The sequence below is a fragment of the Paenibacillus sp. 01T47 genome, assembly GCF_056398245.1.
Genome location: NZ_JBFTPA010000023.1, coordinates 38,892 through 50,840, shown reverse-complemented (window position 1 = coordinate 50,840; position 11,949 = coordinate 38,892). Strand labels below are relative to the sequence as shown.

The 11,949-nt window shown below is 46.8% G+C and carries 9 protein-coding genes; 7 read left to right on the top strand and 2 right to left on the bottom strand.

The features are described from left to right. Nucleotides 1-109 precede the first annotated feature (109 nt). The 7 genes from argH to AC1DOV_RS29875 all read left to right on the top strand — a co-directional run bounded on the left by argH (nucleotide 110) and on the right by AC1DOV_RS29875 (nucleotide 8,095). The gene (gene argH / locus AC1DOV_RS29905; RefSeq protein WP_477551797.1) at nucleotides 110-1,621 is read left to right on the top strand and encodes an argininosuccinate lyase; all 1,512 of its coding nucleotides are present in this window, start codon (nucleotides 110-112) and stop codon (nucleotides 1,619-1,621) included. A gap of 13 nt (nucleotides 1,622-1,634) precedes the next feature. Continuing rightward, complete coding sequence (locus tag AC1DOV_RS29900) at nucleotides 1,635-2,603, top strand: amidohydrolase family protein (RefSeq protein WP_477551796.1); 969 nt, start codon at nucleotides 1,635-1,637, stop codon at nucleotides 2,601-2,603. Between the two features lie 35 nt (nucleotides 2,604-2,638). Next, nucleotides 2,639-4,000 (top strand): extracellular solute-binding protein, encoded by a 1,362-nt coding sequence (locus AC1DOV_RS29895; RefSeq protein ID WP_477551795.1) that lies wholly within the window; start codon nucleotides 2,639-2,641, stop codon nucleotides 3,998-4,000. A gap of 63 nt (nucleotides 4,001-4,063) precedes the next feature. Beyond that, entirely contained in the window at nucleotides 4,064-4,996 is a 933-nt protein-coding gene (locus AC1DOV_RS29890) for a carbohydrate ABC transporter permease (protein ID WP_339204690.1), read from the top strand. 15 nt (nucleotides 4,997-5,011) lie between these two features. Then, nucleotides 5,012-5,875, top strand: coding sequence for a carbohydrate ABC transporter permease (locus tag AC1DOV_RS29885; RefSeq protein ID WP_477551794.1), 864 nt, complete (start codon nucleotides 5,012-5,014; stop codon nucleotides 5,873-5,875). Between the two features lie 16 nt (nucleotides 5,876-5,891). After that, nucleotides 5,892-7,202, top strand: a complete 1,311-nt coding sequence (locus AC1DOV_RS29880) for an LLM class flavin-dependent oxidoreductase (RefSeq protein WP_477551793.1) — start codon at nucleotides 5,892-5,894, stop codon at nucleotides 7,200-7,202. 77 nt (nucleotides 7,203-7,279) lie between these two features. Then, nucleotides 7,280-8,095 carry a sulfurtransferase gene (locus AC1DOV_RS29875; RefSeq protein ID WP_477551792.1) on the top strand — a complete coding sequence of 272 codons (816 nt, stop codon included), beginning with the start codon at nucleotides 7,280-7,282 and terminating at the stop codon, nucleotides 8,093-8,095. 68 nt (nucleotides 8,096-8,163) lie between these two features. Here the strand turns inward: AC1DOV_RS29875 and AC1DOV_RS29870 are convergent, their stop codons facing one another. Both AC1DOV_RS29870 and AC1DOV_RS29865 read right to left on the bottom strand, forming a co-directional pair. Further along, the gene (locus tag AC1DOV_RS29870; RefSeq protein WP_076269010.1) at nucleotides 8,164-9,051 is read right to left on the bottom strand and encodes an ABC transporter ATP-binding protein; all 888 of its coding nucleotides are present in this window, start codon (nucleotides 9,049-9,051) and stop codon (nucleotides 8,164-8,166) included. A 3-nt stretch (nucleotides 9,052-9,054) separates the two neighbouring features. After that, entirely contained in the window at nucleotides 9,055-11,946 is a 2,892-nt protein-coding gene (locus AC1DOV_RS29865) for an ABC transporter permease (protein ID WP_477551791.1), read from the bottom strand. Nucleotides 11,947-11,949: the final 3 nt, after the last annotated feature.

Genomic DNA, 11,949 nt, shown 5'->3' with positions numbered 1-11,949 from the left:
GGACAGCCGGAGAAATCGCTTTATGCGATAGCTCCGGCTGTTTTTATATTCTCATGCAATCTCAACATCTGCCAAATAAAAAGTTATTTTACGAAGGAGGGCGTACACGATGACGATTAGACGGAGCGACACAGCGGAAGGCAGCTCGTTCCCTGGCAGAACCTATGCTGAAGCGGTACTTGCGCCTGCCTATGACCAAGCCAAGAAGGAGCTTCTGCTTCCAATGATCTCCGTGCATAAAGCGCATCTCATCATGCTCCTTGAGCAAGGGCTGCTCAGCAAGGAAGAAGGCCATAAAATCGCCAAATCATTATTTTCTGTTGATTTGGCGCAGTTAAACAGCGGTACCTATACCGGCCAATTTGAGGATTTGTTTTTTGAAGTGGAACACCAGCTGCTTAAATTATCGGATGAAGCCTCCGGCAGCCTTCATTTGGCTCGAAGCCGCAATGACATGGGTATCGCCATATACCGAATCACTTTACGAGAAAAACTGCTTAAAACGATCTCGTCTGCCCTGAAGCTGCACACTGAACTGCTTGCTTTCGCCCAGAAGCATACAGAAACGATCTTTATCGCTCATACGCATACCCAGCAAGCACAGCCGACGACAATCGCCCACTACATTGCAGCGGTAACCGACTCGCTCGCAAGGGATATACGCAGATTGCAAGCGGCCTACGCAAATTGTAATTTAAGCAGCATGGGAGCTGCCGCTCTGACAACGTCGGGCTTTGCCATTAGCCGGGAACGCGTTGCCGAGCTGCTTGCTTTTGACGGGTTAATTGAAAACTCATATGACGCTGTAAGCGGAGCAGATTATGTAGGTGAAATCGCCGCTGGAATCTCGCTCGCAGCGATTAATCTTGGACGATTTACGCAGGAGCTGCTGCTGTGGTGCACACAGGAATTTGGAGTCATTCAAATAGCCGCCCCATACGTCCAAATCAGCTCCATTATGCCGCAAAAAAGAAATCCCGTTTCTGTTGAGCATATCCGTTCACTCTTATCCAGCATTGCAGGCAATGCTCAGACCGTCCTTACGATGATTCACAATACGCCTTTTGGAGATATTGTGGATACCGAAGACGATATGCAGCCCTATGCTTGGCGCAGCCTAGAGACGCTTGAAGTTGTGTATCGATTGTTGTCCAAGGTCATCTCTACCTTGCAGCTAAACGAGGATGTTCTGAGGCAGCGCACTGCTGCAAGCTTCGCTACTGTTACCGAACTTGCTGATACGATCGTCAGAGATGAAGGATTATCTTTTCATAAAGCACATTCAATCGTAAGCAAGCTCGTCACGCATGCCGTTCAGCATGGCAACAAGATAACTGACTTGAACCTTGAAGCATTAAATGAAGCTGCGATCCAAACCATTGGCTTCCCGCTTGGGCTGACTGAGGAGCAATTAAAGCAAGCGTTGGAGCCTGCGCATTTTGTAAATATACGCAGGCTGCGGGGCGGTCCTAGCCCCGCAGAGATGAACCGGGCACTTACTGTTCAGCAAGATAGATTATCCGAGCTTGCGCTATGGCTGGAGGAACGAGAATCACGATTGGCAGCTGGCGCTGCCGATATTGATTTGATTTTGACTGATTGGATCATCAAGGAATTATGAATGGAGTGAAGCTATGTTTCGCAGCCAATTTAAAGTATTTGATGTACATGGACATCTTCCTTACCGATTAGTGCTAGGAAATAACAAACGACATGAATCCGTCGCACGCTATGGTGCAGAGAGAAGCGAGCGAATGCGGCTCACTTGGGATTTTCCAGATGCAACGATTGCAGACAACGATAGTGAAAATGAAAACACGCCGTTAATTGACCGATGGGTGAAGGAGCTTGATAAGTACGGGATCGGAGGACTCAACTTCCTCACCGCGCTTGATAATGACAATTTGGCCGATCATCTGGCCAGTCATCCTGATCGTTTTACCGGCTTTGCCCATCACGCCATCGAGGATGCTGGCGCAGAGGAAGAACTTCGAAGGGCAGTTAATGAGTTAGGGCTTAAAGGTTATAAGCTGTTCGGCCCGCTGACTTCCATTCCTTTTGATGATCCGTCCCTCACGCCCGTATGGACCTTTCTCGCAGAGAAGAAGCTTCCTGTGTTGATCCACTTCGGTTTACTCGGCCATGCGGGAGGAATTGCCCATCATCCGAATATAAGTCCTCTAGCAATTTTCAACACGGCAAGAGAATTTCCGGACATTCCGTTCATCATTCCTCACTTTGGCGCAGGTTATTTCCAAGAGCTGCTTCATCTGTGCTGGAGCTGCCCGAATGTATATGTCGATACTTCCGGCTCCAATCAATGGATGCGCTGGATGCCCTATGAGCTCACCTTGGAATTCGCGCTTCGCAAAACCTATGAGCTGATCGGGCCTGAACGTATTATTTTTGGAACGGACGCCAGCGGATTTCCTCGAGGTTACCCTTATCGTTACCTGCAGGATCAAGTTCGCGCCTGCCGCGAACTGCGATTCGGAGAGGAAGATATCGAGAACATATTCGGCAATAACGCTAGGCGCCTGCTCGGTCTTGAGCTGCCGCCTAACACGATTTCCAAGAAATCCGACATCGCAAGCCAAGCATAAGCATCGTTTTTTTATAAAAAAAGGAGTGGATACCATTGAAGAACAAAAGCTTAGTTTCTATCGTTACAGGATCACTTATCATCGCACTTGCTCTAGCAGGCTGCGGCAGCAACAATCAAGCAAACAGCACAGAACAAAATAAAGCAACGGAAAAACCAACCGATAAAGCAACAAACAAAGAAACAGACAAAGAACCAGATAAAAAAGTGACGATTGAATATTGGCAATATGAATTTCCAGCCAAGGTTGAACTGATCAATGAACTCATAAAAGAATTCCAAACCTTACATCCGAACATAACCGTAAAACAAACCAACTTTCCTTATGATCAATACAATCAGAAGGTTGCTACGCTGGTGCCAGCCGGCAAAGGCCCAGATGTTATTAACCTCTACTATGGCTGGCTGCCGAAATACGTCTCATCCGGTTATTTGCAGCCGCTGCCTGAGGATCATTTTCCAACTGCGGAAATTGAAAGCAATTTTTACCCATTAGTGAGCGCCGCAAAAATTAATGGCTCCTATTACGCTATTCCTACTGCCGTACGCACACTCGCCTTGTTCTACAATAAGGATCTATTGTCCAAAGCCAATATTACTGAGCTTCCTACAACATGGGAGCAGCTGGTAGACGTATCCAAGAAACTGACAGAAACAGATGCCAAAGGACAGTTTGTCACTGAAGGTTTCGCATGGGAGCCCGGCGCGCAGCTGCATCACTGGTATCGAGATGGTCTGCTTCATCAAGCAGGCGGTCAAGACTTAAGTGATGATCGTCGCAAAATATTATGGGCAGAAACACCTGCAGGTTTGGAGGCATTTCAATATTTAATCGATTTTGCCGTGAAGCATAAGGTTGGGATTAACGGATTTTATGAGAATGACAGCAATGCCTTTATGACCGGTCATGCAGCTATTAATATCGACGGTTCCTTCCGACTTGGCTCCATTAAGAAGGACTTTCCAGATTTAAATTATGGCGTTGCACCTCTACCGTCCTACAAAACCAAATCAGCTCCTTCCTCCTTCTGGGCGAACGCCATTCCCAAAAATGTTGAAGGCGACAAGTTGAAGGCTGCTTCTGAATTTTTGGAATTTCTAACGAGCAAAGAGGTTCAGGAGAAATGGGTAGAGCAAATCGGAGAGCTTCCAGCACAGAAAGCTGTTGCGACGCAGGATAAATACGTAAACGACGAGAAGCTAGGGCCATTTATTTCCCAATTGGACGATAGCCGCGCGCATTTCTTCATCGACGAAACCCAAGAAAAAACATTGTTTGTTGATGCGACAAATGAAGTGCTGCTTAATAAAGTTCCGGTCGAGAAGGCCTTCCAAGACCTTGTAGCCAAAACGCAAAAGCTCTATGACGACTATTGGGCTGCTGCAGACAAAAAGTAATCTAAAAGGCGCTCGGCCTAGAGCGAGCGCCTTTCTTTTGATGAAATGGAGGTGAGTTTCATTATGATTGCACATGCCTTAAAGCTAACCGTACGCAAAAGCCGAGAACTGTTCCTCACACGTTTATCCTACCGCACGCAGCGTTATTTGTTTATTTATATTACGCTCGGAATTCCTCTGCTTTATTTCCTCAGCACGCGGTTGCTCCCCATCCTGTATGCCTTCAATGTGAGCGTTCGTGAATGGGATTTATTGTCCCCGAGCAAACCTTATGTTGGACTCGCGAATTTCAAGGCGCTGTTCACAGATGAAATCTTCCTCAAGTCGATCGCCAATACGTTCAAATTTGTTGTTATTGGTGTTCCCGGACAGCTGATTGTTGGGCTATTTGTCGCACTGCTGCTTCACAATATTAAGCGGCTGCGCGGCTTGTTCCGTACTGTGTACTTCATCCCATACGTCACAAGCATCGTCGCAGTAAGCTGGGTATTCCGGTGGATTCTCATGCGCAACGGCTGGTTAAACGAGATGTTATTAAATCTCGGTCTCGAACCTCAATTGTTTCTACAATCGCCGCGTCAGGCGCTTATTCTCATTACATTAACGATGATATGGCAAAGCACCGGCTTTCAAATGCTTATCTTTATGACCGGGCTTGAAGCGATACCGCGCATGTATTATGAAGCGGCAGCTATCGATGGCGCAAGCGCATGGCGGAAATTTCGTCATATTACGCTTCCGCTGCTTAATCCTGTCATCGTTTTTTCGGCTGTCATTGGCGTCATCTCTTATTTGCAATCATTCGGACAGGTGCTGAGCATGACAAATGGAGGACCGCTGAACGCGACAACGACGATGGTGCTCCATATTTACAATTTAGCGTTCCAGCAGTTTAAGATGGGCAGCGCCGCAGCTGCTACGGTTATTTTGTTCGTCGTCATTTTGGTGCTTACGCTGCTTCAATTAAAAGTGTTGAACAAAAAAGTAGAATATTGATGGGAGGACGAATCAGTGAGCACACAAAGCGTTTACAAAACACAGAAAAACGCAAAGTCCCCCGCAGAGAGGCTGCGCACGCTTGTCATTTATTTGCTGCTAACGCTCGGCGTCGGCATCATGTTGTTTCCGTTCTTATGGATGGTCGCTACCTCTTTCAAGCTTCCTCAGGACGTTTATAATCTACGCTTAATTCCTGAGACGATAACCTTCGACAATTACGCTGCCATATTCAAGAAGGCTCCTTTCGCACAATGGATCAAAAATACGCTCTTCATCTCTCTGATTGCAACCTCTACTGTTCTAATCTTCGATACAGCGGCGGGGTATGTACTCGCCAAATTTTCATTCGTCGGCAAACAGCTCATTTTTCTGCTCATAATCAGCACCTTAATGGTTCCAACAGAGATGCTCATCATCCCGTGGTATTTAATTGCGAATGAATTAGGCTGGTCCGATACTTATTGGGGCGTGCTTTTTCCCGGCATTATTACAGCCTTCGGCATCTTTCTTATGAGGCAGTTTATGGACTCCATTCCTTCCGATTTGCTGGATGCGGCTCGCATTGATGGACTTAATGAATGGCGTATTCTGCTGCATATCGCCATCCCACTAGTGAAGCCAGCTATTATCACTTTGATTATTCTTACCTTTATCGGGAACTGGAACCAGTTCATCTGGCCGCTCATCGTGCTGCAAACGGAGGAGAAATTCACACTGCCCGTCGGGATTGTTTATTTTTCCAGTGAGCTGAAGGATACGAGCAATTGGATCTTAATTATGGCAGGAACAACGATTTCAATCGCTCCGCTTATTGTTATTTTTCTTATTTTCCAGAAGCAAATCATTCGTGGAATTGCGCTTAGCGGCATGAAATAAACAGGAGGTGATCCAGATGAGCGAGCCTAATCGCAGAATGATTTTAAATTTGTTTCTACACAATGCGGGCGCTCACAAAGGAGCTTGGCGTCATGCAAGCACGAAGCTGGATGAAATTCATGACGTCAATCATTTCTTGCGGATCGCCAAAAAAGCGGAAGCCGCCCGGATAGACTCCCTATTTATCGCGGACGGTCTGTCGATTGAGGCAAAAGCAGTCCAGCATGGTCCGATCTTCGGCTTCGAACCACTGACATTGTTATCTGCAATTGCGACCGTAACGGAGCGAATCGGCCTTATTGCTACCGTTTCTACAAGCTTCACCGAGCCCTATAACACAGCTAGAATATTCGCCTCGCTTGATCATATAAGCGGCGGGCGAGCTGGTTGGAACATTGTAACTACTGGCGTAGAACGTACAGCCTTCAACTTTGGGCTGGAGCAATTGCCAGCTCATGCCGAACGTTACGAGCGAGCGCGGGAATTCACAGAGGTCGTGCTCAAATTGTGGAGCAGCTGGGAAGCCGATGCGCTCGTTCAAGACAAAACATCAGGAGTGTATGCCGACGTCAACAAGGTTCATGATATACAGCATCAGGGAGATTTTTATTCCGTACGCGGTGCGCTTAATATGATGCGTCCTCCACAGGGAAGACCTCTGCTTATCCAGGCCGGAGCCTCAGAGGATGGCAGAAATTTAGCTGCTCAATATGCCGAGCTTATATTCACCGTCCAAAACTCATTGGAAGACGCGCAGCTGTTTTATCAAGACATCAAAGAAAGAACTGTCAAAGCCGGACGTTCCCCGCATGATATTAAAGTATTGCCGGGCATTCATGTTATTGTTGGTGAAACGGAGGCTGAAGCTCGTGACATTGCGAGAGAACTGCAGCAGCTCGGTTCAATAGAACGTTCCGTCATGTCTCTTTCCAATTTGCTTGGCATCGATTTTTCGGGATATGCACTGGATGATCCTTTTCCGAAGCTGCCTGATATGGGCCAAGTTAATGCGTATCAAACCTTCTATCAGATGGTCAAAAAGATTGTTGATAATGAACAGCTGACACTCCGGGAGCTGCTCGAGAAATATTGGGTAGGCAACGGTCAGCTAAGCATTGCTGGAACACCTAACCAAGTAGCTGATATTATGGAGCATTGGTTCGTGAATGGTGCTGCTGATGGCTTTAGCGTTATGCCTCAGTTGGCATTTGGCGGTATTGACGCCTTTCTGGAACTAGTCGTTCCTGAGCTGCAAAGGCGAGGATTATTTCCTAGCGAGTATGCTGGACAACATTTGCGTGAAAACCTCGGCTTCAGTCCGTTGTAACTTATTAAGATGAGGAGGCTGCTCACATAACGAATACGAGCCATTTACATTACCCTAATGAACATCTGCTGGCAGAGGTGCATTGGCTTAAAAACTATTACCAAGAGCCGAACATCGTTTTATTAGATGTCAGAGCCCGCGGATATGAATCAGGTCACATTCCAGGGGCGTACTGGCTGGACGCCAAAGCATTAAAGGATAGCTCACGCTGCACTTTTGCTGCCGCGGATGCTATTGCTTATTTGCTTGAAAATGTTGGCGTCAGCAATGATTCAACAATTATCATCTATGACGATGGAGGCGGAGTGTTAGCGTCGCGCGTCTTTTATGTGCTGGAGTATTATGGTCTGAAGGATCAAGTGAAGCTATTGAATGGCGGTTTCGCAGCATGGACAGCGGCAGGCTATGAGACAACAATAGATTTGCCGCTGCCCTCTAAAGGAGCACTGACGTTATCTGCTCATTCAGAGCTGGTTGCCACGAAAGCATCTATCCAAGCTGGGCTTGATAATTGCCTTCTTGTCGATACACGTTCCGCTTTAGAATACACCGGAGCTGATCAACGCTCGAATCGTAAGGGCGGGCATATTTCTGGCGCAGTTCATAAAGAGTGGAACGATTCCCTTGAAGGGGCAGATCAAGATGGCGTCGTGCGTTTCAAAGCTTATCGAGATTTAAAGCAGCAATTTGATGCTCTTGGCATTGACCCTGCAAAAACAATCGTGCCTTATTGCCAGACAAATCAACGCGGAGCGCATACTTATTTTACTTTACGACTAATGGGCTATCCTCATATTCGCCCCTATGAAGGCTCTTGGGATGAATGGGGCAACGACGAGTTTACCGAAGTGAGCCAATCGAACGCCTCATTCTCTAGCTTATCTAACTTGTAGGCTTGCAATAAAAAGAGCTGTGCAACGGTCATCGCAGACCATGCACAGCTCTTTTTGCCATTGAATATTTACTCGGCTTTTTCTTTCTCCTCAGGAGGCAGCAGGATAATCTTGCCTTCTCCAAGCTCTACGCGCAGCTTATTCGAGTTTTTCACACCGATGGATTCCAAATAGTTGGAAGGCACCTGCAATCGGCCCGCTTTATCAAGCACCGCATATTCTACATGCGTGCCTTCCTCATCCTCCTGCTCAAGCTCCGCCAGCTCTTCCGCATATGAACGTTTGCGCAGCATTTCGGATGAAATCTTGCCGTCTCGGATGGCCGCTACACGATCTACCTTCTTCGCAAGCTCTGGATCATGCGTAACGATAACAACGGTAATGCCAATCGTACGATTCAGTTCACGGAATAAGTCCAAAATCTGATTAGCCATTCGCGAGTCTACCGACCCCGTAGGCTCATCCGCAAGCAGCAGCTTAGGATGATTGGCGAGCGCAATGGCGATTGCGACCCGCTGCTGTTCTCCCCCTGATAACTCATATAGCTTATTTGAAGCACGGTGGCTTAAGCCAACGGCGTCAAGCAGCTCCTTTGCTCTCCAGCGCTTGCGGCTGCCTGTTAGCAAAATAGGCAGCTCTACATTTTCAAGCGCGGTTAAATAAGGAATCAAGTTTCTCGCATTATTTTGCCAGACGAAACCTACGCTCTCTCGCTTGTACCGAACGAAGTCGCGTTCCTTAAACTTCAGCATATCTCTTCCGTCAACGGTCAGCTTCCCCGCCGTCGGACGGTCAAGCCCGCCAAGCATATTCAGCAGCGTTGATTTGCCGCTGCCGCTGTTGCCTATGATGGCCATCAGCTCGCCGCTTTCAATTTGAAGATCGAGGCCTTGCAGGGCGAATACCTCTAGGTCGGCTGTTTTGTATATTTTGACAAGCCCTTCGCAATGAATCATCCGTCAATCCTCCCCTAGCTTGATCGCTTGATGAATACGCAGCTTCGATAGCATATAAGCTAATATGCCAAGTCCGATGACCAACATAAAGCCGACAAGAACATAGATCCGTATTAAATCCGTTGCATCGAACATGACCTTGAATGGCGGTACAAGGCTGCTTGGATTGAACGCAATTTGGAAGTTAGGCACATACAATCGACTCGCGATGTTTCCGACACCTATTCCAATAAGAACGGCAACGCCCGATGTTAACAGCTGCTCAACCCCAAGCATGCCGATGAGCTGTCTCAGCGATAGGCCAATCGCGCGCAAAATACCATTTTGCAAGGTCCGGCCTCGGAGTGATAGTACCCAATATAATAGAAACCCGATAAAGCTAACAAGAATCGACAAGACAAAACCTAAAGTCAAAATACCGTTTAGTGCCATGAGGAACGGATCGTTTTTGGCAGTGACCAGCTTCTCTCTTGTATTGACAATATTCGTAATCGGAAGCTTCGATTCCTTAAGCCCCTCATAAAACTCGGAAGTGCTCACCTCCGGCTTTAGCTTAAGCCATACGTCGTAAGGTTCAAGTGCAAGCTGAACTTGAATACGCGGCAAATGGCCGACGATCAGCATCGGAGCTCGGCCACCCGATGTATCTTTATCTTCACTAACATTTACGCTGCCTACAGCAGGGTTCGGATTAAAGGTTGGGAAATAATTAATGATGCCATACACCTTGAACGGCTGCTGCGGTACATCGCTCCAGCCTACCCAAATCGTGTCGCCAGGCTTCACTTTGTTCTGATCGGCTAACGTCCGCGATATGAGAACAGCCTGCGGATCTGCTGCAAGCAGGTTCAAATAATCATTAAGCGGATAGTCAAGCAAGCTGTCACGGAACCACGTTGTTTCACCAAACTCATCGGAATCAATACCAATTAATGTTGCAGGGCCATTGCTTTCATTTACGCTAAAGGCTACTTCTTTCTTGAATACTTTAGCTGCATGCTCTACACCTTTGAGTGCTTTAAAGGGCTCGAATGCCGGCTCCAAGTAGTGGACAGGCGCGAGCATAGCTAAATCCTGCGCTGGCGTTGATGGCGCACCCGGAGGTGGAGGCGGCGGAGCATCATTCATCCATTGTGTAGTCAATACGACCTCTGCGCCATTGCCATACCTGATTCGATCCTCTGTGTTATTGTTGATCGTTCTTGCGGCTGAAGCGCTAAATACGCCGGTAGCAATCGTCATAATAAGAAAAATCATTAAAAACTGATATTGCGAACTGGAGCGTCCAACCTGAATTAATGTTGCATATACGGATGGCGGCCACCATTTCTTGCCGATCCAATAGATGAGTCTAAGAACCCAAGGGTACAAACGAAGCAAGAGCAAACCCGCACCCATAATAAACAAAGCAGGAACAACAAATTGCAGCGGATCGATGTTCAAATCATCTGCATTTAAACCTAAGCTCTGCAAATCAGCAAGCCTTTTCCGGAATGTATATAAGCCATAAATAGCTAACGCTAATGCAATCACATCAAGGAACATTTTGTGCCATAACGGTGATTTCAAAAGTCTAGCCAGCTGCTGCTTATGACCAACAATAGAAACGCGAGTAGCCATAATGATAGGAATCATCATAATGACAAAACAAACGCCGGAGGCAATCGCTCCATAACGGAAAGACTCGTCCGTAAGTTTGACAGGCAGCCGAACGCGCTGTACAAATTCAAGGAAACCATTGGATGCACCAAGCATCTCGGTTAGGATGACGCCAAGCAAGGGACCCACACCAAAGGCGATGCCGCATAAAATAATGCCTTCCACTGCATAAGAGCTAATAACCTGCCAACGTGCAGCTCCTCTGCTTCGCAGAACAGCAATCTCATTTTTTTGCCGATCCGCAATTAGATTGGATACCATGAACATGTAGAACCCGAGCATAATCAAAACAGGAACATTAAGCGACCACATGAGCGTCTTCAGCTGTTCTGCCCGTACCATGTATTTCGAAATCGTATCCAGAGCCGGTGTTTCCGAGACGGCTTGATACATCGTTACATTATTAAGCATAACGTTGCGAATTTTATTCGTTGTCTGTATGAAGCCATCTACCAAGCTAAGCTCAAGCTTAGAATAATCCAATACAAAAAACCAACCAACGGACGCTACCGGAATCCGGCTTTCCTGCATGAGCTGCTGCTTAGCGAGTTTATCACTAATGACAAAGCTTGAGCTTAGCTCACTTAGATCCGTATCTCTAAAATAGGGGTCGTCATCCTGCTTTTTTTTGAACACGCCTACCGGCTTAAATGCTATTTCCCCGGCAATTTTATCGTCGTTCACATAAAACTTTGAATCCAGTACTGTTTTGAACTGAACCAGACTTCGTTCTGTAACAAGCACCTCATAAACGCCATCAACTGGCTGCTGCTCAGCCGGCATTCTGCCGTCCGTCAGCGTAATATGCTCTTCAAGATCACTGAAGGAGCGCAGCGACATCGTCTTGAGATTTTTTTTCGTATCTGGCTCTGGATCATTCTCCGGCCTGATCTTCATTGATCTGGATTGAAAATCAACGATAAGCTCTTGCACCGGTATGCCAAAGTTGGATTGTGCTTGCTCACGTATGTAGCGATCTACTTTTGTATAAATCTTATTTACTTGCTCCGGTGTTTCTTTCGTGTAAAAAAGTTTATTGTATTGATTGCCGGGATATATCCCCCGCTCGCTCTGCATAGTCTCTAAATCCTTGACCAGCATCCTCGATAAAATGGCTTCCGAATAAATCGGCATGCTGCTTACCAAGGCTACGGACATGACTAAGCCTATAAACAAGCTCCCGACCAACCACTTATTTTGCACCATTTTACGAATAATCATAATAAACAAAGCCACTTC

Excerpts from the sequence above, each read along its gene's own strand:
- argH (WP_477551797.1), top strand. The coding sequence starts at position 110 with ATGACGATTAGACGGAGCGACACAGCGGAAGGCAGCTCGTTCCCTGGC.
- AC1DOV_RS29900 (WP_477551796.1), top strand. The coding sequence starts at position 1,635 with ATGTTTCGCAGCCAATTTAAAGTATTTGATGTACATGGACATCTTCCT.
- AC1DOV_RS29890 (WP_339204690.1), top strand. The coding sequence starts at position 4,064 with ATGATTGCACATGCCTTAAAGCTAACCGTACGCAAAAGCCGAGAACTG.
- AC1DOV_RS29880 (WP_477551793.1), top strand. The coding sequence starts at position 5,892 with ATGAGCGAGCCTAATCGCAGAATGATTTTAAATTTGTTTCTACACAAT.
- AC1DOV_RS29870 (WP_076269010.1), bottom strand. The coding sequence starts at position 9,051 with ATGATTCATTGCGAAGGGCTTGTCAAAATATACAAAACAGCCGACCTA.